20 protein-coding genes are annotated in these 20391 nt (G+C 72.7%); 12 read left to right on the forward strand and 8 right to left on the reverse strand.

Translation table 11 applies throughout. The features are described from left to right. Window positions 1–143: 143 nt before the first annotated feature. Window positions 144–1061, reverse strand: coding sequence for a 5'-3' exonuclease (locus BJZ21_RS09810; protein WP_179665626.1), 918 nt, complete (start codon window positions 1059–1061; stop codon window positions 144–146). Between the two features lie 79 nt (window positions 1062–1140). Here BJZ21_RS09810 and BJZ21_RS21385 point away from each other — a divergent pair, with 79 nt between their 5' ends. After that, on the forward strand, window positions 1141–1602 hold the full coding sequence (locus BJZ21_RS21385; RefSeq protein WP_343052079.1) for an Lrp/AsnC family transcriptional regulator: 462 nt from the start codon (window positions 1141–1143) through the stop codon (window positions 1600–1602). Window positions 1603–1781: 179 nt separating this feature from the next. On the opposite strand, the gene BJZ21_RS09820 is transcribed toward BJZ21_RS21385, so the two are convergent. Further along, window positions 1782–2732 carry a type IV toxin-antitoxin system AbiEi family antitoxin domain-containing protein gene (locus BJZ21_RS09820; RefSeq protein WP_179663562.1) on the reverse strand — a complete coding sequence of 317 codons (951 nt, stop codon included), beginning with the start codon at window positions 2730–2732 and terminating at the stop codon, window positions 1782–1784. Window positions 2733–2901: 169 nt separating this feature from the next. After that, window positions 2902–4356 (reverse strand): KamA family radical SAM protein, encoded by a 1455-nt coding sequence (locus BJZ21_RS09825; RefSeq protein WP_179663563.1) that lies wholly within the window; start codon window positions 4354–4356, stop codon window positions 2902–2904. Window positions 4357–4580: 224 nt separating this feature from the next. Here BJZ21_RS09825 and kdd point away from each other — a divergent pair, with 224 nt between their 5' ends. The 8 genes from kdd to BJZ21_RS09865 all read left to right on the forward strand — a co-directional run bounded on the left by kdd (window position 4581) and on the right by BJZ21_RS09865 (window position 13207). Further along, the gene (kdd, locus tag BJZ21_RS09830; RefSeq protein WP_179663564.1) at window positions 4581–5675 is read left to right on the forward strand and encodes an L-erythro-3,5-diaminohexanoate dehydrogenase; all 1095 of its coding nucleotides are present in this window, start codon (window positions 4581–4583) and stop codon (window positions 5673–5675) included. Beyond that, window positions 5672–7237 (forward strand): amidohydrolase family protein, encoded by a 1566-nt coding sequence (locus BJZ21_RS09835; RefSeq protein ID WP_179663565.1) that lies wholly within the window; start codon window positions 5672–5674, stop codon window positions 7235–7237. Before kdd ends, BJZ21_RS09835 begins: the two co-directional genes overlap by 4 nt. Further along, a complete protein-coding gene (kamD, locus tag BJZ21_RS09840) occupies window positions 7234–8835 on the forward strand; it encodes a lysine 5,6-aminomutase subunit alpha (RefSeq protein ID WP_179663566.1) in 1602 nt (533 codons plus the stop codon). Before BJZ21_RS09835 ends, kamD begins: the two co-directional genes overlap by 4 nt. Then, the gene (gene kamE / locus BJZ21_RS21735) at window positions 8832–9596 is read left to right on the forward strand and encodes a lysine 5,6-aminomutase subunit beta (RefSeq protein ID WP_343052081.1); all 765 of its coding nucleotides are present in this window, start codon (window positions 8832–8834) and stop codon (window positions 9594–9596) included. Before kamD ends, kamE begins: the two co-directional genes overlap by 4 nt. Beyond that, the gene (gene kal / locus BJZ21_RS09850) at window positions 9596–9994 is read left to right on the forward strand and encodes a 3-aminobutyryl-CoA ammonia lyase (RefSeq protein WP_179663567.1); all 399 of its coding nucleotides are present in this window, start codon (window positions 9596–9598) and stop codon (window positions 9992–9994) included. Before kamE ends, kal begins: the two co-directional genes overlap by 1 nt. 437 nt (window positions 9995–10431) lie before the next feature. Next, a complete protein-coding gene (gene lnt / locus BJZ21_RS09855; RefSeq protein ID WP_179663568.1) occupies window positions 10432–11994 on the forward strand; it encodes an apolipoprotein N-acyltransferase in 1563 nt (520 codons plus the stop codon). Next, entirely contained in the window at window positions 11991–12758 is a 768-nt protein-coding gene (locus tag BJZ21_RS09860) for a polyprenol monophosphomannose synthase (RefSeq protein ID WP_218852185.1), read from the forward strand. The genes lnt and BJZ21_RS09860 overlap by 4 nt, the downstream gene beginning before the upstream one ends. Beyond that, complete coding sequence (locus BJZ21_RS09865) at window positions 12755–13207, forward strand: FxsA family protein (RefSeq protein ID WP_179663569.1); 453 nt, start codon at window positions 12755–12757, stop codon at window positions 13205–13207. Before BJZ21_RS09860 ends, BJZ21_RS09865 begins: the two co-directional genes overlap by 4 nt. 21 nt (window positions 13208–13228) lie before the next feature. Here BJZ21_RS09865 and BJZ21_RS09870 read toward each other — a convergent pair whose 3' ends face one another. The 3 genes from BJZ21_RS09870 to BJZ21_RS09880 form a co-directional block, all read right to left on the reverse strand. Then, the gene (locus BJZ21_RS09870; RefSeq protein WP_179663570.1) at window positions 13229–13615 is read right to left on the reverse strand and encodes an RNA polymerase-binding protein RbpA; all 387 of its coding nucleotides are present in this window, start codon (window positions 13613–13615) and stop codon (window positions 13229–13231) included. Window positions 13616–13816: 201 nt separating this feature from the next. Then, window positions 13817–15190, reverse strand: coding sequence for an MFS transporter (locus BJZ21_RS09875; protein ID WP_179663571.1), 1374 nt, complete (start codon window positions 15188–15190; stop codon window positions 13817–13819). Continuing rightward, a complete protein-coding gene (locus BJZ21_RS09880) occupies window positions 15187–15996 on the reverse strand; it encodes a glycerophosphodiester phosphodiesterase family protein (protein WP_179663572.1) in 810 nt (269 codons plus the stop codon). The genes BJZ21_RS09875 and BJZ21_RS09880 overlap by 4 nt, the downstream gene beginning before the upstream one ends. 93 nt (window positions 15997–16089) lie before the next feature. Here BJZ21_RS09880 and BJZ21_RS09885 point away from each other — a divergent pair, with 93 nt between their 5' ends. Further along, window positions 16090–16365, forward strand: coding sequence for a TFIIB-type zinc ribbon-containing protein (locus tag BJZ21_RS09885; protein WP_179663573.1), 276 nt, complete (start codon window positions 16090–16092; stop codon window positions 16363–16365). On the opposite strand, the gene BJZ21_RS09890 is transcribed toward BJZ21_RS09885, so the two are convergent. Next, window positions 16362–16919, reverse strand: a complete 558-nt coding sequence (locus BJZ21_RS09890; protein WP_179663574.1) for a GNAT family N-acetyltransferase — start codon at window positions 16917–16919, stop codon at window positions 16362–16364. The genes BJZ21_RS09885 and BJZ21_RS09890 overlap by 4 nt on opposite strands. Window positions 16920–17001: 82 nt before the next feature. Between BJZ21_RS09890 and BJZ21_RS09895 the strand changes: the two genes are divergently transcribed. Further along, the gene (locus BJZ21_RS09895; RefSeq protein WP_179663575.1) at window positions 17002–17658 is read left to right on the forward strand and encodes a pyridoxamine 5'-phosphate oxidase family protein; all 657 of its coding nucleotides are present in this window, start codon (window positions 17002–17004) and stop codon (window positions 17656–17658) included. 62 nt (window positions 17659–17720) lie between these two features. Here BJZ21_RS09895 and BJZ21_RS09900 read toward each other — a convergent pair whose 3' ends face one another. Beyond that, window positions 17721–19247, reverse strand: a complete 1527-nt coding sequence (locus BJZ21_RS09900) for a helix-turn-helix domain-containing protein (protein WP_179663576.1) — start codon at window positions 19245–19247, stop codon at window positions 17721–17723. 102 nt (window positions 19248–19349) lie between these two features. Between BJZ21_RS09900 and BJZ21_RS09905 the strand changes: the two genes are divergently transcribed. Continuing rightward, the gene (locus BJZ21_RS09905) at window positions 19350–20366 is read left to right on the forward strand and encodes a zinc-dependent alcohol dehydrogenase family protein (RefSeq protein WP_179663577.1); all 1017 of its coding nucleotides are present in this window, start codon (window positions 19350–19352) and stop codon (window positions 20364–20366) included. The last annotated feature ends 25 nt before the right edge of the window (window positions 20367–20391 follow it).

Here is a 20391-nt window from a genome sequence, read left to right on the forward strand (position 1 = left end):
GTACTCCTCGCGCCGCACCAGCGCCACCGGCTCGTGGCCGTGCCTGCGGAGCTCGGGGTGGAGATGGAGGGCCACCTTGCCGTGGCCGCCGACAATCGCTACTCGAGTCATGGGCCCACCGTACGGGCCCGCTGGGCACCGGTTCAGGCGTCGGTGGCCGCCAGCGAGAGCGCCTCGACCAGCCGCTGGGCGGGACCCTCGAGGTTGTAGCGCCGCGCCAGTGCGAGCACCCGCTCGGGGTCGGCGGGGGTGCGCGGGAGGGCACTGCCGGTGCGGTCGAGGTCGAGGTCGCGGGCCACGGCCACCACGGTGGGGGCGACCTCGAGGTAGTCGCCGGCCGCCCGCAGCTTCGCGCGCGGGCCGGGGCCGAGGTCGGCCTCCGGGTCCTGGACCGCGGCCAGGATGCCGTCCATGTCGCCGAACCGGCCCAGCAGCGTCGCCGCGGTCTTCTCGCCGACCCCGGCCACACCCGGCAGCCCGTCGGAGGTGTCGCCCCGCAGGGTCGCGAAGTCGGCGTACTGGCGCGCGTCTACGCCGTACTTCCCGCGCACCCAGTCGTTGGTCACGAGCTCGTGCTTGCCGACGCCGCGGGCGATGTAGAGCACGCGCACCTGCGCGTCGTCGTCGACGAGCTGGAACAGGTCGCGGTCCCCGGTGACGATGTCGACGGGGCGCCCGGCACCGGTGGCGAGGGTGCCGATGACGTCGTCGGCCTCGTAGCCGTCGGCGCCGAGCACGCTGATGCCGAACGCCTCGAGCACCTCCAAGATGAGGGGGACCTGCCGCTGGAGCGGGTCGGGCACCTCCTCCACGTCCGGAGCCGTCTCCACCTCCTCGACGACCCGGTGAGCCTTGTAGGACGGCACCAGGTCCACGCGCCACTGCGGGCGCCAGTCGTTGTCCCAGCAGCAGACCAGGTCGGTGGGGCGGTAGTCCCGGACCAGCCTGGCGATGAAGTCGAGCAGCCCGCGGACCGCGTTGACCGGCGTGCCGTCCTCCGCCGTGATCTCCGGGACCCCGAAGAACGCGCGGAAGTACATCGAGGCGGTGTCGAGCAGCATCAGCCGGCCCGAGCGGTCTTCTGGCTCACCCTTCGTCACGGCCCGCATCCTGCCACGCGATCCCGCTACTGTGTGCGGCGTGAGCCAGCCGCCCTCGACCGACGTCGAAGCCACCGACCGCAGGATCTTGGAGCTGCTCGCGGTCGACGGGCGCATGTCGTTCACCCACCTCGGCAGGTCCACGGGGCTCTCGACCTCCGCGGTGCACCAGCGGGTCAAGCGGCTCGAGGCGCGCGGGCTGATCAAGGGGTACGGCGCGACCGTCGACCACGACCAGCTCGGCCTGCCGCTGACCGCGTTCATCTCGATCCGCCCGATCGACCCCTCCCAGCCCGACGACTCCCCGGAGCGGCTGCGCGACATCCCCGAGATCGAGTCGTGCTGGTCGGTCGCCGGCGACGAGTCCTACATCCTCAAGATCCGCGTCGCCGCCCCCACCGACCTCGAGGACCTCCTGGCCCGGATCCGCTCCGCCGCCAACGTCGCCACCCGGACCACGATCGTGCTGTCGACGCCGTACGAGAACCGGCCGGTGGTCTAGGGCGGCGCAGGAGTCCCCGGCCAGCCGGGGATTCCCTCGGTTGGGGGCCGTTGCAACGGGCCACAACCGAGGGGAGAGCCTGACAACCCCCGGCCCGGGTCGGCCCGGGTGGGCACGGATGGGACGGGGGCCGACCGGCTCCGATGGGGCTCAGGCGCGCTCCCCGGGCTCCGGCGGGCTCAGGCGGCGCGGAAGCTGGGGCGAAACAGCGCCCGGATGCGGGAGGCGGTCTGCTCGGGCACGTAGAGGTCCGACCAGATCGTGCGTATGCCCCGGAAGCCGGTGAGCTCACAGACGAGCTCCTCGCGTCGCTTCTCACGCAGCACGGCGTCGGTGACCGTCTCGCCGGGCCGCAGGTGCACCACGTACTTCACCTTGCCGTCGAACTCGAGGAAGACCCCGAGCTCCGGCCAGGCGAGGTCCAGGCGGGCGATGAGTCGGCCGTGGCGGTTCCTGACCTCGTACTGGAGCACCGGCGCCGGCAGGCCCTGAGCCCAGCACAGGAAGCGGATGCGGGTCTCGCCAGCCGACTCCGCGAGCCCCGAGGCGAGACGGATGGCGAGGTCGCTGGCCAGGGTCTTGGGCCAGAACGCCTGCGCGGCCAGGCCCTGCGCGAGCAGCTCCTTCGTGGTCTCGCCGCGATGGAGCAGGCCGTCGATGGTGACCAGGGCGTGCTCGACGTCGGTGATCGTGAGCATGTCCAGGGCCGTCCTGGTCCCGCTGGTGACGAGCAGCCCGTCGCGGCGGGTCACGTCCCCGACCCGGATCGTGCCGCGGTGCTGCCTCACGCCGGCCTCGGACCGACCGGCCTTGTGGTCGGTCCGGGTGAGGTGGACGACGTCCGGCATGTCCCAGACCGGGGCGCCGAGTGCATCGGCTGCCGTGGTGTGGGAGAGCGCGACGTGGGTCTGGGCGGTGCGCACGGCCGCGCGGGCCACGACGCGTCGGCGACCGACCTCGTCGAGCGCCTCCCAGAGCTCGGCGCCGACGTACGCGCCGCGCCGTACGCGCACCCACTCGCCCCGGCGCACGAGACGCTCGATCGACCGGTCGTCGAAGCCGATCGCGATGGCCTCGCGTCGGAGGAAGACGCCTTCGGTGGCGGAGATCGCCTGCAGTCGAGGATCCATGGCTGCGACCCTGCCGCAGTCAGCGGTCGCTCGGGGGGCTGGCCACAGATCTGTGGAGAACCCCGGTGGGGGTTGTCAGGCCGCTCCTGCGGTTGATGGGTGTTGCAACGCCCATCAACCGTAGGAGTCCCCGGTCAGCCGGGGATTCCGGCAGCGGCCCGGCCGACCCTCACCAGGCCTGGAGCGCGGCGGTACGCCGCGAGGCCTCGGCGACCTCCGCGGCCCTGAGGTCGGAGGTGGGGAGGTCGGCGTGGGTGGCCCACCACTGCTGGCCGGCCTCGGGGAGGGTGTGGATCGGGTCGTAGTACTCGAAGGTCCGGGTCAGCGCCTCGGGGTCGGTGGCCTCGATGGAGGTGCGGTAGTTCTTGGTCCAGTAAGAGATGCCGCGCTCGGTGTCGTAGTCGGCGAGCTGGTGCACCCAGCGCTTGCCGACGAACGGCACGTCGCAGACGATCCGCGGCGTCGCGAAGCCGGGGAGGTAGCCCATGATGTGGTGCTGCAGCCGCTGCGCGTCTGCGACCGAGACCCGCCAGTGCTCCGAGAACGGGATCATGTCGCACATGTAGAAGTAGTAGGGCATGATCTGCGCGCCGTCGAGCAGCCGGAAGCACAGGTCGAGCAGCGCGTGCGGGTCGGCGTTGACGCCGTTGAGCAGCACGCCCTGGTTGCGGACGTCGCGGATGCCGGTGTCCAGCATCGCGCGGGTCGCCCGCGCCACGAGCGGGGTGACCGAGTTGGCGTGGTTGGTGTGGGTGTGGATCGCCACGGAGACGCCGCGGGCGCGGGCCACGGACGCGACCCGCTCCATCCCCCGGACCACGTCGTCCTGCAGCCAGTGCTGGGGGAGGCCGATCAGCGCCTTGGTGGCCAGCCGGATGTCGCGGATGTTCTCGATCTCGAGCAGGTCGGTGAGGAACGCCTCGAGTCGCGGCCACGGCATGTTCGCCACGTCGCCGCCGGAGACCACGACGTCGCGCACCGACGGCGTACGCCGCAGGTAGTCGAGCATGTTCCCGAGCCGGTCGTTGGGCTTGCCGACGAACTTGAGCTTGTCGATGGTCGGCGTGGAGTTGCCGACCAGGTCCATGCGGGTGCAGTGCCCGCAGTACTGCGGGCAGGTGGGCAGCAGCTCGGCGAGCACCTTGGTCGGGTAGCGGTGGGTCAGCCCCTCGGCCACCCACATGTCGTGCTCGTGCAGCGAGTCGCGGGTCGCGTGCGGGTGCGAGGACCAGTCGGTGCGCCGGTCGCTGAGCACCGGGATCATGTAGTGCCGGATCGGGTCGGCGTAGAACTGCTCGGTCATCGAGCCGGGGCCGCCGGGCACGAACTGCGGCACCATCGTGTTCATCATCTGCGGCGGCACCAGCATCGACATCGTCGCGCGCTCGGCCTGGTCGCGCTCGAGGTCGGCGTAGAACCGCTCGTCGAGCAGGTCGCCCATCAGCTCGCGCAGCTGCTTGACGTTCTTGACGCAGTGGGCGCGCTGCCACTGCACGGACTCCCACTCCGCGGTGGTGACGTCCTTCCAGCCGGGGAAGCGGGTCCAGTCCGGCTCGACCAGCTCCGTGCGCTGGTAGGGGTAGGGCTGGCCGGTCTCAAGACCGATCGAGGTCTCGATGCTCATGGAGACTCCTCCGCAGAAGGCATATACGTCGTGGGCGGTCGGCGTGGCTGCGTCACCGCCGGGCACCGGGCAGGAACCGTGCGGCAGACTGCCCGGGTCAGGCCGTGTCAGGTTTGTGTGAGCCACGCCATCTCTGCCAGAGTACGAGGAGATCGTGCGGCTCGTCCAATGGCACGCCGCAAGACTTCCTGTCACCGACACCGATCCGTGGAGGACTGACGGTCATGACGACCCGCCCCAGTGATCCCACCGGCCTGCACCGGGTGCTCGACGTCCCGGCCGTGCTGCCCCAGGCGGCCCGCCGGCTCGACACCCGCCCCGAGCTGTGGCCCGACGAGGTCCGCATCCGGGTCGAGAAGCTCAACCTCGACGCCGCCTCGTTCCGCCAGCTCGAGCGCACGCACGCCACCGCGGGGGAGGTCGACCGGGACGCCCTGCGCGCGCAGGTGCTCGAGATCGTCGCGGCGCGCGGCAAGATGCAGAACCCCGAGACCGGCTCCGGCGGCATGCTCGTCGGCACCGTGGAGGAGGTCGGCCCGGAGTCGCCGCTCGGCCTCGCGGTCGGCGACCGGGTGGCCACGCTGGTCTCGCTGACGCTGACCCCGCTGGTCATCGAGGACGGCCTGCGCGGCTGGGACGGCCGCAGCGAGCAGGTGCCGTGCGACGGGTACGCCGTGCTGTTCGGCCGCTCCATCGCTGCGGTGGTCCCCGACGACCTGCCCAGCGACCTGAGCCTGTCGGTGATGGACGTGTGCGGCGCGCCGGCCCTGACCGCGCGCGTGGTCGAGGGCTACGCCCGCTCCTCGACGGCCCCGACCGTGGCGGTCATCGGCGGGGGCGGCAAGTCCGGCTCGCTGAGCCTGGCCGCGGCCCGCCGCGCCGGTGCCGGACGCACGATCGGCGTCGTCCCGCACGAGCGGGAGGCGGAGTCGCTGCGCGCGGCCGGCCTGGCCGACGAGGTCGTCGTCGCCGACGCGCGGGACCCGATCGGGCTGCGCGACGCGGTCGCCGCGGCCGGAGGCCCCGCCGACGTCATGGTGGTGTGCGTCGACGTGCCCGGTTGCGAGGGCGGCGCGATCCTGGCCACCGCCGAGGGCGGCACGGTCGTGTTCTTCTCGATGGCGACCTCGTTCTCGGCCGCGGCGCTGGGCGCCGAGGGCCTGGCCGCCGACGTGACGATGCTGGTCGGCAACGGCTACGTGCCCGGCCACGCGACGTACGCCATGGACCTGCTGCGCGCCGAGGCCGGCGTGCGGCGGCTCTTCGAGGCCCGGCTGGCCGCCGAGTCCGTGGCCGCCGAGTCCGGGGCCGCCGGGTGACCCGGACGCTCTTCCGCAACGGGGTCGTCCACGACGGGCGGCCGGCTCGGCGTGCCACGGCGCTGGCGGTCGAGGACGGGCGGGTCGTCTTCATCGGCGACGAGCAGGGCGCCGCGGCGTACGACGGGGCCGAGGAGGTCGTCGACCTCGAGGGAGCGCTGCTGACCGCCGCCTTCGTGGACACCCACGTGCACACCGTGCGGACCGGGTTCGCGCTGGTCGGGCTGGACCTGGTCGGCAGCCCCAGCCTGGTCGCGACCCTGGACGCGGTGGCCGGCCACGCCGAGGCCCACTTGAACGACGGGGTGCTGGTCGGGCAGGGCTGGGACGAGCACGCCTGGCCCGAGCGCCGGCCGCCGACGGGGGAGGAGCTGGAGCGGTCCGCCCCCGGGCGCCGCACCTGCCTGACCCGGGTCGACGGCCACTCCTCGGTGATCTCCCCGGCGCTGGCCGCGCTGGTGCCGGGGCTGGACCAGCTCGACGGCTGGACACCGGACGGCCGGGCGGAGCGCGAGGCCCACCACGCCGTCCGCGCGATCCTGGAGAGCCTGATCGGGCCGGAGGACCGGCTCGCCGCCGCGCGCGCGGCCTGCCGCCACCTGGCCGCCCGTGGCGTGGTCGGCTTCCACGAGAACGCCGCGCCGCACATCGGCCCCGAGCACGAGATCGAGATGGTCCGCCGGGCCGCGGCCGAGGTCGGGCTGCGGGCCACGGTCTACTGGGGCGAGCTGATGGCCGTGGAGACCGCCCGGCGGCTGAGGGTGGCCGGCCTCGCCGGCGACCTGATCGCCGATGGTGCGTTCGGCTCACGGACCGCCTCGCTGTCCGCGCCGTACGCCGACCTGGCCGACTCCTGCGGGCACGCCTACCTCACCGCCGAGCAGGTCCGCGACCACGTCGTGGCCTGCACCGAGGCCGGGCTGCAGGCCGGGTTCCACTGCATCGGCGACGCCGCCCTCGAGGAGGTCCGCGACGGCCTCGAGCAGGCCGAGCGGCGCCTCGGCGCCGACCGGCTGCGCCGGGCGCGGCACCGGCTGGAGCACGTCGAGATGCCCTCGCCCGCGATGGTGGCCACGATGTCCCGGCTGGGCGTCGTCGCCAGCGTGCAGCCGATGTTCGACGCGCTGTGGGGCGGCCCGGAGGGCATGTACGCCGTGCGCCTCGGCGAGCGCTGGCGGGCGACCAACCCGCTCCTGGACCTGGAGACGGCCGCGGTGCCGCTGGCCTTCGGCTCCGACTCCCCGGTGACGCCGGTCGACCCGTGGGCGGCCGTGCGGGCCGCGGTGCACCACCACCGCGAGGGCCAGCGGCTCTCGCCGCAGCGGGCGTTCCGCGCCCACACCCGCGGCGGTGCCTACGCCGCCCACGACGACGACGGCGGCTCCCTGGCCCTCGGGGCCCGGGCCGACCTCGCGGTGTGGGAGGTCCCCGGCGGCCTGACCGCGGACGACCTCCCCGACCTGACCCCCGGCCTCGAACCGCCGCGCCTGGTGCGCACGGTCGCGGCCGGTCGCACCATCCACCGAAGCGACGAGCAGCCAGAGAAGCAGGACTGGGCATGAGCACACGCGCCGCGAAGCGGCAGACCAAGCTGGACCTCGACCCGACGACCGTCCGCAAGGCGCGGTCCCTGGCCCGCAAGGCGGGCCGGCCGATCGTCACGATGGCCCGCAAGCACACCACCGTCGCCGTCGAGCGCGCCACGCTGCGCCTCGCCGGCCTGGAGGGCGCGGACCCGGACGGCACGCCCTGGGTCAACCGCCTCCTCGACGTGGTGCGCGCGGACGTCGGCCTCGAGCACGGTGTCGCGCTCCCGGTCTGGGACGCGCTGCGCCGCGGCGAGGCCGACGACCTCGCCACGCTCGCTCAGAAGGCCTCCGCCGGCTCGGTGACCTTCCGGCTGCCGGAGGGCCGGGAGGCGACGCGGGCCGGCGCCGCGGCCCGCCGGCAGGTGGCGTCCGGCGTCAAGCGCATCGACGCGCGCCGCCGGGAGCGGGACCGGCTGGTGGCCAGGTGGGGCGACGCGCCGCGGCAGCCGTGGATCTACCTCATCGTCGCGACCGGCGACATCTACGAGGACATCCCGCAGGCCCAGCAGGCCGCGCGCGAGGGCGCCGACGTGATCGCGGTGATCCGCTCGACCGGCCAGAGCCTGCTCGACTACGTGCCCGAGGGCGCGACCCGCGAGGGCTTCGCCGGCACCTACGCCACCCAGGAGAACTTCCGCCTGATGCGGGCGGCCCTCGACGAGTCGAGCAAGGAGCTGGGCCGCTACGTGCGGCTGACCAACTACGCCAGCGGGCTGTGCATGCCCGAGATCGCGGCGCTGGCCGGGCTCGAGCGCCTCGACATGATGCTGAACGACTCGATGTACGGGATCCTCTTCCGCGACATCAACCCGATCCGCACCTTCGTCGACCAGCGCTTCAGCCGCCAGGTGCACGCGCGCGCCGGGATCATCATCAACACCGGCGAGGACAACTACCTGACCACCGCCGACGCCGTGGAGGCCGCGCACACGGTCACCACCAGCCAGCTGCTCAACGAGTACTTCGGCAAGGAGGCCGGTCTGGAGGACTGGCAGCTGGGCCTGGGCCACGCCTTCGAGATAGACCCGGAGATCCCGGACTCCTTCCGGATGGAGCTCGCCCACGCGCTGCTGGCCCGCGAGCTGTTCCCCGACGCGCCGCTGAAGTGGATGCCGCCGACCCGGCACATGACCGGCGACGTGTTCCGCGGCTACCTGCTCGACGGGTTCTTCAACCTCGCCGGTGCGCTGACCGGCCAGGGGATCCTGCTGGTCGGGATGATGACCGAGGCCGTGGTCACGCCCTGGCTGTCCGACCGCGACCTGGCACTGCAGAACGTCCGCTACGTCATGAACGCCGCCGGCAACCTCGCCGAGGACTTCCGCCCCGCCCCCGACGGCTTCATCGCCGAGCGCGCCCGCCGGGTCCTGGGCGAGACGATCGACCTGCTGGACCGGATCGTCACCGACACCGACGCGGCGGGCGACCCGCCGCTGCTGGCCGCGATCGCCGACGGCACCTTCGGGCTGATGAAGCGCCCGGCCGACGGCGGGCGCGGCCTCGACGGCGTGGCCCGGAAGTCCGCGGCCTACTACAACCCGGCGACCGAGATCCTCGAGGAGGGCCAGTGAGCGGCACCGTCATCCGCCCGTACGGCGACACCACCGGCGACGGCATGGTGCAGCTGAGCTTCACGCTGCCGATCAGCTCCGAGGGCGCGCAGCTGAAGCTCGCCGAGGGCGCCGCCGCCCAGCTGGCGAACAAGATGGGCATGGACCCCGCCCTGGTCGTGCACGCGCGGCCGATGGGCCCGGACTTCACGTTCTTCGTGGTCTACGGCCGGGTCAACCACCTCGTCGACACCAGCAAGGTCGAGGTCGTGGAGCGCGACTACCCGCTGCTGACCCCCAAGGAGGTCAACGCCGCGGTGAAGCGGGCGCTGCGGCGCCGGCTGACCGTGGTCGGTGCCTGCATCGGCACCGACGCGCACACCGTCGGGATCGACGCGATCTTGAACATCAAGGGCTTCGCGGGGGAGAAGGGCCTGGAGTACTACCGGGAGCTGAAGGTGGTCAACCTCGGCGCCCAGGTCTCCGTACCGCAGCTGGTGGAGCGCGCCCGCGCCGAGAAGGCCGACGCGGTGCTGGTCTCCCAGGTCGTCACCCAGCGCGACGCGCACCTGCTCAACACCCGCGAGATGTCCGCGGCCTTCCGCGAGTCCTACCCGGCCGACAGGCGGCCGCTGCTGATCGTGGGCGGTCCCCGGTTCGACGAGACCATGGCCGCCGAGCTCGGCGTGGACCGCGTCTTCGGCCGCGGCACCACCCCCGGCGAGGTGGCCAGCTTCCTCGTCGACCGACTCGCCCCGACCCCGGAGAGGAAGTCCGCCTGATGGGCTCGACCAGCCAGGCCAGCGTCGGAACCCGCGTCGTGCACCGGCGCTACGTGCCCTACGCCCACGCCCACTACGCCGGCAACCTCGTCGACGGCGCCTACAGCCTCGGCCTGTTCGGCGACGTCGCCACCGAGATGTGCATCCTCACCGACGGCGACGAGGGCCTGTTCGCCTCCTACTCCGAGGTGCAGTTCCGCGCGCCGGTGCGCGCAGGCGACGTCCTGGAGATCACCTGCGACCTGGTCCGGGTGGGCACCCGGTCCCGGACGCTGGAGCTGGCCGTGCACGTCGTGGCGCGCGGGGAGCCCACCGCGGAGCAGCCCGGCGCGGCCCGGATGCTCGAGGAGCCGCTGCTGGCCACCACCGCCACGGGGACGGTGGTCGTCCCGGCGTGAGGCCGCCGCGCGACGACACGCCGCGACACGCCGTCCCGACTGGGGAGATCTCGGCAAAATCGTGGCCCCGGTGACCCCGTCCTGACCTGCACCTTCGGGCGTTCGCGCAGGTCAGCGGCCGGTTGACAGCGGCGTGGCCGACGATCCAAGGTGTCCCGTCCGCTCGTGCAGATCGCGCTGGTGGACCGTCGTCCGAGTGGCCGCGTCGGAGGGTGGGGTGCCACCCACCCGTCCGACCCGGTCCACGGAGGGCGGTCCGCCCCGCGAGGGCGGAGACGGAGGGGTCCGGGCCCCCTAGACAACAGCACGGGGTCGGCAGCCGGTCGGTCCCGGGTTGGTCCGAAGGGTCCGGGACCCCTCCGCCGCTCTGCAAGGGGCGACGGGGGGATCGCGCGGCGGGTGCTCGGTGCAACAGTGTCGCCGGGTACCTTTGCCTCGTGCTCGTCCGGACCAGTCTCGCGCTGGTGGCGGGCGTCCTGCTGGCCCTCGCCTTCGAGCCGGTCGCGGCCGCGGCGCTCGTGCCGGTCGGCGTCGCCGGCTTCGTGCTCACCGTGCGCGGCTTGCGCCCCGGCCGCGCCTGGATCCCCGCGCTGGTCTTCGGGGTCGGCTTCTACTTCACGCTGATCTTCTGGATGCGCGCGGTCGGGTGGGACGCCTGGATCGGGCTCGCGGGCGTGGAGGCCTGCTTCTACGCGCTGCTCGGCCCGGTCAGCGCGGTGCTGCTGCGGCGGCGGGCGTGGCCGCTGTGGTTCGCCGCGGCCTGGGTCGCGATGGAGGTGATCCGCAGCTCCTGGCCGTTCAGCGGCATGCCCTGGGGGCGACTGGCGTTCGCGACCGCCGACACCCCGGTCGCCCAGGCTCTGCCGTACGCCGGGTCGGTCGGCGTGAGCTTCCTGCTGGCCCTGCTGGGCGCGCTGCTCGCCCAGCTGGTCGTCGCGCGTCCGGGCCGGCGCGTCCGGGCCGGGGTGCTGCTGCTCGGCGTGGCCGCCGTGACCTGCCTGCCCGCCCTGCGGCCCTGGCAGCCCGACGTCTCCGGCCACGCCACCGTGGCGGCGGTGCAGGGCAACGTGCCCGGGAACGGCGACGACATCCTCTACGACTTCCGCCAGGTCACCCAGAACCACGTCGACGCCACGGTCGGCCTCGCGGCGCGCGTGGCCGCCGGCGCGGCGCCCCGGCCGGACTTCGTGGTCTGGCCGGAGAACTCCACCGCCGTCGACCCCTTCACCGACCCGCAGACGCACGCCGGGATCGAGGCCGCCTCGAGCGCGATCGGCGTCCCGATCCTCGTGGGCGCCATCGTCGACGCGGGGCCGATCCACGTGCTCAACCAGGGCATCGTGTGGAACCCCGGCACCGGCGCCGCCGACCGCTACTCCAAGTGGCACCCGGTGCCCTACGGCGAGTACATCCCCTTCCGGCGCTTCTTCGACGGCAAGAACTTCGGGCGGCTGGCGCTGATCCCGCGGGACATGCTGGCCGGGACGCGGACCGAGCCGCTGCAGATCGCGGGCATCCCGGTGGCCGACGCGATCTGCTTCGACGTGGCCTACGACGACGGCCTCTACGCCCAGCTCTCCCACGGCGCCCAGCTGGTGACCGTGCAGACCAGCAACGCCACGTTCATCCACACCGACCAGATCGACCAGCAGTTCGCGATCACCCGGCTGCGGGCCCTGGAGACCGGGCGCTGGGTCGTGGTCGCCTCCACCAACGGGGTCTCGGGCATCATCGACCCCGGCGGCGCGGTGGTGGACCGGGCCGGCGTACAGACCCAGGACGTGCTGGTGGACCGCGTCGGCCTGGTCGACGGGCTCACGCCCGCCGTACGCCTCGGCGCGTGGACGGGACGCGCCTGCCTCGCCGCCACCGTGCTGGGCCTGCTGCTCACGCTGATCCCGTATCGTCGGAGGCAAGCACCGGCGACGGAACGCGACACCCCGAGCCGGGCGGTCCCGTCGACGGCGGACGCGGAACGGGAGACGAGGGCGGCACAGTGACGAGCGCCGGAAGCATCGAGGGCCTAGGGCGGGTCGTGGTGGTCATCCCGACCTACAACGAGGCCGAGAACCTGGCCTGGATCGTGGGCCGGCTGCGTCGCGCCCAGCCGGACGTGGACGTGCTCGTCGTCGACGACGACTCACCGGACGGCACCGGCCGGCTCGCCGACGAGCTCGCGGCCGGCGACCCCGCGGTGCAGGTCCTGCACCGGACCGCCAAGGGCGGCCTGGGCGCGGCGTACCTGCACGGCTTCGCGCACGCCCTCGAGGCGGGCTACGACGTGGTCGGCGAGATGGACGCCGACGGCTCCCACCAGCCCGAGCAGCTGGACCGGCTGCTGGAGGCGCTCAGGGACGCCGACCTCGTGATCGGGTCGCGCTGGGTGCCCGGCGGCTCGGTGGTGAACTGGCCGCGCTCGCGGGAGCTGCTCAGCCGCGGCGGCAACCTCTACGTCCGCGTGCTGCTCGGCGTCGGGGTGCGGGACGCGACCGCCGGCTACCGGCTGTTCCGGCGCGCGACGCTGGAGAAGATCGACCTGGCCTCGGTGCGCTCGACCGGCTACGTCTTCCAGACCGACCTGGTCGCCCGCACCCTGGCGGCCGGGCTGACCGTGCGCGAGGTGCCGATCGAGTTTGTCGAGCGGATCCGCGGCGACTCCAAGATGAGCGGCGCGGTGGCCGCCGAGTCGCTGCGACGGATCACCGTCTGGGGTGCGCGCGAACGGGTCGCACAGGTGCGCCGGGCCGTGCGGAGGCGGGCATGAGCCGTCGCCGGGGGCTGAGCTGGGCGCTGTTCGTGGCGTTCGTGGTCGTGCCGATCGTCGAGATCTACGTGCTGATCCAGGTCGGGCAGGTCATCGGCCCGTGGTGGACGATCCTGCTGCTGGTGCTCGACAGCATCTTCGGCAGCTGGCTGATCCGGCGCGAGGGTGCCCGGGCCTGGCAGGCGCTGCGAGTGGCCCTGGAGAGCGGCCGGATGCCGGCTCGCGAGCTGGCGGACGGGGCGCTGCTGCTCATCGGCGGCACGCTGATGCTCAGCCCGGGCTTCGTCACCGACGTCTTCGGCGTGCTGCTGATCCTGCCGTTCACGCGGCCCCTGGCCCGGCGGCTGCTCACCGAGATCGTGACCCGCCGCCTGGTCTCCCGGAACACGACTCGCCCCGGACCCGGGTCCGGAGGACCCGTGATCCGGGGCGAGGTGATCGACGAGTGATCGCCGCCGCTGCGCCAGCCCTCAGGCGGTGGCGCGGCGCTTCTTGGCGTTGGCCCGGTGCAGGTGGGCGGGGCCGATCTCCCCGCCGCGCAGCAGCTCCAGGCGCTCCTTGAGGATGTCCTCGAGCTCCTTCTCCGAACGCCGCTCGAGCAGCATGTCCCAGTGCGTGCGGACCGGCTTCTCGGCCTTCTCCTCGCGCTGGATGCCCGCGGAGCTCAGCGCCTCGGCGCCGCAGCGTGGGCACTCCCACGTCGCCGGCACCTCCGCCTCGACCGACATCGTGATCTCGAACTCGTGACCCGCGGTGCACTTGTAGCCGACCTGCTGTCGGGCGGCGAACTCGATGCCGCGCTCGTCCTCGAAGCTCTGGCCTCCGAGCCGCGCTCCACGCAATGTGCGCTCTGCCACCTGGCCACCTCCAAACTGTTCTAGGCCCCCGTTGACATGTCCGAGACGGACCGGCGGGGCGATGACTCGGGTTCAGTACCCGGCCGTGGGCGTCTCAACCCGTTCAACGGTAGTGCGGCCCGGAAGATTCCGACAATCGGGCAGATGACCGCTCTCACAGCGGCTCGGAGTGGCTCGGCGTGCGGTTCGGTGGGCCGACCCTCACACGACGTGGGGGACCCGGTTGCCCGCCTCGGTGATGCCGCGCCTGGTGTCGACGAGCAGCAGGAAGCCCAGCCCGACCACGAACAGCACCATCAGCGCCAGCAGCGCGGGACGGTAGGAGTCGGTCCACTGGTGGACCAGGCCGAAGAGCAGCGTGCCGATCCAGGACGTGCCGCGCTCGCAGGCCTGGTAGAGACTGAAGTACTCCGCCTCGCGGCCCCGCGGGATCAGCTGGCTGTAGAAGGACCGGGACAGCGCCTGGGTGCCGCCCAGGACCACCCCGATGCTGACCGCGAGGGCCAGGAACAGCCCCAGGCTGCGCGCCGGCGTCAGGTAGCCCAGCACGACCACCCCCAGCCAGATGACCAGGCCCGCGACGATCGTGCGGTGGGTGCCGGTCCGCCGCGCCACCCGGGCGAAGACCAGCGCGCCGGCGATGCCGACGAACTGCACGACCAGGAACGCGAGCAGCACGGTGGACTTGGGGAAGTGCAGCTGCTTCTCGCCGTACACGCTGGCGGCGTAGATGACGGTCTGGATGCCGTCGTTGTAGAAGAGGTAGGCGACCAGGAACGTCAGGGTCACCGGGAACGCGCGCAGGTCGCGCAGCGTCTGCCAGAGCTGGCCGAAGCTCTGCCGGACCAGTCCACCCTGCTCGGGCACGACGTCGACGGGCGGCCGGTTGCGCACCCCGAGGTAGGGGATCAGCGTGAAGACCGCCCACCACAGGCCGGCGCTGAACAGGCTGATCCGGACGGCGAGCTCGGTGTGGTCGGCGAGCAGCGTGAGCAGCACGAAGTTGACCGCGAGCAGGATCCCGCCGCCGAGGTAGCCCAGCGCCCAGCCGCGGGAGGAGACCCGGTCGCGTTCGTCGGGCTCGGCGATCTGGCACAGGATCGAGTCGTAGACCACCAGGCTGGCGCCGAGGAACAGCGTCGCGACCACCAGCAGCGCCGCGCCGAGGACCCAGTCGGTGCCGCCGACCAGGAACATCAGCATCGCCGCGGCCGAGCCGGCCCACGCGAAGCCGGCCATCATCGTGGTCTTGCGCGCGGAGCGGTCGGCGGCGGCGCCGACGACCGGCAGCACCAGCGCCGAGAGGATGGTCGCCGCGGTCACCAGGTAGAACACCAGCGAGCCGGGGGAGACCCCCAGGCCGAGCACCTGCAGGTGGCGGGTGCAGGACCGCTCGTCGGTGGAGGCATAGCCGCAGGCCGCGCGCTCGGCCACCGAGGTGAGGTAGGGGCTGAACAGGACCGCGGCGGTGGTGGTCACGTAGGCGCTGTTGGCCCAGTCGTACCAGTACCACGCCCGCTGCTCGCGCGCCCGGGTGAGCGGTCCGAGGTCGGCGATCCCGGGCGAGGTGGTCACGTCGGCTCCCTCCACTGGCCGCGCTCGACGAGCACGGTCTTGAGTATGTCGGTCCGGTCCGAGATCAGGCCGTCGACACCACGGTCGAGCAGGCTGCGCATCTCGTCGGGCTCGTCGACGGTCCACACGTGCACCTGCTTGCCGGCCGCGTGAGCCCGTCGTACGAGCCCGGGGGTCACCACCGTCCAGCGGCCGCGGCGGTGGGGGACCTGCAGGGCGGCGACCCGGCCGCGGGTGAGCCGGTCGGCCAGCCGGCCGCTGGGCAGCGCGCGGAACGCGACCACCTCGAGCGGGTGCGCGGAGGTCGCGACCCGGTGGTGGGTGAGCGCGCGGAACCGGCGCAGCCGGCGCGGGGAGAAGCTCCCGACGAGCACCCGGTCCCACAGCTCGCGCTCGGCGACCAGCCGCGCGAGGGGTGCCACGGCGCCGTCGGCCTTGATGTCGATGTTGAACCGGGCGTCCGGGAACGCGTCGAGGAGCTCGGCCAGCGTGGGCACGCGCTCCTGTCCTCCGACCAGGGCCCGGCCGACCTCGGCGTGGGTCAGCTCGACGATCGCGCCCTCGCCGTCGCTGACCCGGTCGAGCGCCTGATCGTGGAAGGCGAGCAGCACCCCGTCCCGGGTCACGTGCACGTCGGTCTCGAGGTAGCTGAAGCCCAGCTCGACGGCGTGCCGGAAGGCGGCGAGGGTGTTCTCCAGGCCCTCGATCTCCGGGTGGTAGGCCCCGCCCCGGTGGGCGAGGGCGAGCACGCCACCGCCGCGCACGGCCTGGTCGAGATAGGCGAATCCGGTCCGCGGCGGGGTCACCCTGTGAAGTATGGCGGCGCTCACGGCGCTGTCTTCCGGCACCCCGGCGAGGGTGCCCGGGTCCGGCACCCGGAGGGGAGTAGCGTCGCCGCCATGGACACCCTGAGCTGCCCCCGATGCGGGACCGAGATGGTCAGCCGGACCTTCACCGGCCACTCCGGCGAGGCGGAGGTCAGTCAGTGCCCCGACGGGCACGGCGTCTTCCTGTCCCGCGGCGACCTCGGTGCGCTGATCGAGGCGGAGACCGACTGGCACCGCAACGCGGGCCAGCACACCGCCCCGATGCCGCGGATCACCCCCGACATGACCGCGCCCCCGGCCTCGCGCACCCCCGCGCGCGCCTGGGTGGAGACGCTGTTCCGCGGCTAGTCGCCCGGCGACCGCCACTCCCGCCTGAGCAGTCCGAACACCCAGGAATCCGACACCACGCCGTCGACCACGCAGTCCTCCCGCAACGTTCCCTCGCGCACGAATCCGAGCTTCTGCAGGACCCGGGCGGAGGCCAGGTTGCGGGTGTCGGTCTCGGCCTGGACGCGATTGAGGTCGAGCGTGTCGAAGGCCCACCGCAGCAACGCGTGCGCGGCCTCCGTCGCGTAGCCATGACCCCAGGCCGCGTCGTCGAGGCAGTAGCCCAGCGCCGCGCTGCGGTAGTCCGGGTTCCACCGGGTCAGGCTGCACCAGCCGACGAAGACCCCGTCGGAGACACGGTCGATGGCCACCCGCGCCCCGGTGCCCTCGTCCGCCATCTGCAGGCAAGCCGCGAGGAAGCGCTCCGCGCGCGCAGGGTCGCTCCAGGGCGGGGCGTCCCAGTAGCGCAGCACATGGGCGTCGCTGTGCAGCGCGAAGAGAACGTCCGCATCGTCGTCGGTGAAGGGACGCAGCCGCAGGCGCGCGGTGGGCAGCGTGGGCGTGGGCAGGGACATGGGCGCCATGGTGCCTCGTCGCTCCTGAGCCGGCATCCCAGTTCTCGGCGTCGAGGGTCGTGCCGGGTGTCACGATGACGTCATGACCGCGCTGAACCGCTTTCCGGAGCTCGGTGTGCCGGATCGCGCGGCCCTGGACGCTCTGCTCGACTCGCAGTGGGCGGGAGTGCTGTCCTGTGCGGTGGACGGCGAGCCGCTCGCCGTGCCGATGTTGTACGCCCGGGACGGTGACCGCATCCTGCTGCATGGTTCGACCGGGGCGGGCGCGCTTCGACACGTCGCGACCGGAGCCTCCGCCGTGCTGACCGTGTTCACCCTGGACGCGCTCGTCGTGGCCCCGACGACCTTCGAGTCGTCGGTCAACTACCGCTCTGCCACGGTCCGCGGACGGCTCGACACGGTCGAGGACCGGGAGAGGGCGCTCGACCTGTTCAGCGACGAGATCATCCCCGGGCGGATCGACGAGGTGCGGCGCCCGAGCCGCAGGGAGCTGGCCGCCACTGAGGTGCTGTCGCTTCCCATCGCCGAGGGCAGCTGGCTCCTCAAGGTCGCGAGCGGTTGGCCGGCGACGCCTGAGGAGGCGGGCGCCGACCCGGCCGTGTGGAGCGGCGTGGTGCCGGTCCGGCGCGTCCTGGACCAGCCCGTTCCGGCCCCGTGGGCGTCGGACCTTGCGGTCCCGCCGTCGGTGCGCAGCCTGCTCGACCAGCGCGGCACGACGGACGGGCCCGGCCCGGACTGATCCCGGTCCGCCACTCGACCTGGCTGCCGTCCCAGCCTTCGCAAGCTCAGGCTGCGGTCAGCTCAGATGTCGCGGAAGGGCTCGATGTTGGCGCCGAGGAGGTTCAGCCGCTCGGCGAGGTCCTCGTAGCCGCGGTGGATGACGTAGGTCGACCGCAGCACCGAGGTGCCCTTGGCCGCCAGCATCGCCAGCAGGATCACCACCGCCGGCCTCAGCGCGGGCGGGCAGACGATCTCGGTGCCGGTGAAGGAGGTCGGGCCCTCGATCATCACCCGGTGCGGGTCGAGCAGCTTGACCTGGCCGCCGAGCTTGTTGAGGTCGGTGAGGTAGATCGCGCGATTCTCGTAGACCCAGTCGTGCAGCAGCGTCTGGCCCTCGGCCACCGCGGCGATGACCGCGAAGAACGGCAGGTTGTCGATGTTGAGCCCCGGGAACGGCATCGGGTGGATCTTGTCCAGCGGGGCGTGCAGCTCCGAGGGCTTGGTGGTCAGGTCGACCAGGCGGGTGCAGCCGTTGAGGGCGACGTACTCCTGGGAGCGGTGGTAGGCGAAGCCCATCTCCTCCAGCAGCGCCAGCTCGATCTCGAGGAACTCGATCGGCACCCGGCGGATGGTGATCTCGGACTTGGTGACGATCGCGGCGGCCAGCAGCGACATCGCCTCGATCGGGTCCTCGCTGGGCGCGTAGTCGACGTCGACGTCGATCTCGCGGCGGCCGGTGACGGTGAGGGTGGTGGTGCCGACGCCCTCGACCGCCACGCCGAGCTTGCGCAGGAAGAAGCACAGGTCCTGGACCATGTAGTTCGACGAGGCGTTGCGGATCACCGTGGTGCCCGGGTGCAGCGCCGCGGCCATCAGCGCGTTCTCGGTGACCGTGTCGCCGCGCTCGGTGAGCACGATCGGGCGGACCGGCTCGATGGCCCGGTTGACGCTGGCGTGGTAGCTGCCGTCGGTCGCCTTGACCTCGAGCCCGAACGGGCGCAGCGCCGACATGTGCGGCTCGACGGTGCGGGTGCCGAGGTTGCAGCCGCCGGCGTAGGGGAGCTCGAAGGTGTCGGTGCGGTGCAGCAGCGGGCCGAGGAACATGATCACCGAGCGGGTACGCCGGGCCGCGGTCTCGTCGATGTTGCTGAGGTTGAGGTCCCGCGGCGGGATGATCTCGAGGTCGTTGTCGGTGTTGAGCCACTTGGTGTGGACGCCGAGGCTGCCGAGCACCTCGAGCAGCCGGTTGACCTCCTCGATGCGCGCGACCTTGCGCAGCGTCGTCCGGCCGCGGTTGAGCAGCGAGGCGCACAGCAGCGCGACACCGGCGTTCTTGGAGGTCTTGACGTCGATGCTGCCCGAGAGCCGGGTCGGGCCGGTCACCCGCAGGTGGGTGGGTCCCGCGCCCAGCGCGACGATCTCGGAGTCCAGTGCGGCGCCGATGCGGGCGAGCATCTCCAACGAGAGGTTCTGGTGGCCCTTCTCGATGCGGTTGATCGCGCTCTGGCTGGTGGCCAGCAGCTCGGCCAGCTGGTGCTGGGTGAGCCCGCGGTGCTTGCGTGCGTCGCGGATCAGGTTCCCGATGCGGCCCTTGTAGTCCTCACTCATGGCATCACCGTAACTCATATATGAGATACTGCAACAACGGCGCGCCAGGGGTCGCCGACCCAGGATGCGCCCGGTGTGGGCGCCGGTGCAAGGATGCAGGTCATGCGTGCAACGACGATCCATGCCCCCCGTGACATCCGCGTCTCCGACGTCCCCGACCCGACCATCGGCGCGCCCACCGACGCCGTGGTCAAGGTCGTCGCGGGATGCATCTGCGGCTCCGACCTGTGGTCCTACCGCGGCGAGAACGACATCGACGCCGGCTCGACGATCGGCCACGAGTGCGTCGGCGTCGTGGAGGCCGTCGGCTCCGAGGTGACCTCGTTCGCGCCGGGCGACTTCGTGATCGTGCCGTTCGACCACTGCGACAACACCTGCGCGCACTGCCGCGCCGGCATGCAGGCGGCCTGCGAGAACCTCGGGTTCACCGTGAGCGGGCAGGCGGAGTACGCGCTGGTCACGCAGGCCGAGGGCAGCCTGGTCAAGACCGACGGCACGCCCGACGACGCGATGATCCCCTCCCTGCTCACGCTCGCCGACGTGATGGCCACCGGCTGGCACGCCGCGGTGTCCGCGGGCGTGCGCGAGGGCGGCACGGCCGTGGTCGTGGGCGACGGCGCGGTGGGCCTGTGCGGCGTGCTGGCCGCGTCGGTGATGGGTGCGGAGACGGTCATCGCGATGTCGCGCCACGAGCCCCGCCAGGCGATCGCCCGGCAGTTCGGCGCCACGCACATCGTCGCCGAGCGCGGCGACGAGGGCGCCGAGGCGGTTCGCGAGCTGACCCGCGGGGTCGGGGGCGACGCGGTGCTGGAGTGCGTCGGCAACGACGCCGCGATGAAGCAGGCGTTCGCGGTCGCCCGTCCGGGGGCCACGGTCGGCTTCGTCGGCGTCCCGCACGGCGTGGAGCTGCCGATCCGCCGGATGTTCCAGAAGAACATCGGCCTGGCCGGTGGCATGGCGCCGGTGCGGCAGTACCTCCCCGAGCTGCTCAAGCTGGTCCAGGACGGGACGATCGACCCCGGGCTGGTCTTCGACGCCGACCTCCCGCTCGCGGAGGTCGCCGAGGGCTACCGCCGGATGGACGAGCGTGAGGCGATCAAGGTCCTGATCCGTCCGTGACCGACCCCGGTGGAGCGGTACGGTC

Source organism: Nocardioides panaciterrulae, from assembly GCF_013409645.1.
Classification (GTDB): domain Bacteria; phylum Actinomycetota; class Actinomycetes; order Propionibacteriales; family Nocardioidaceae; genus Nocardioides; species Nocardioides panaciterrulae.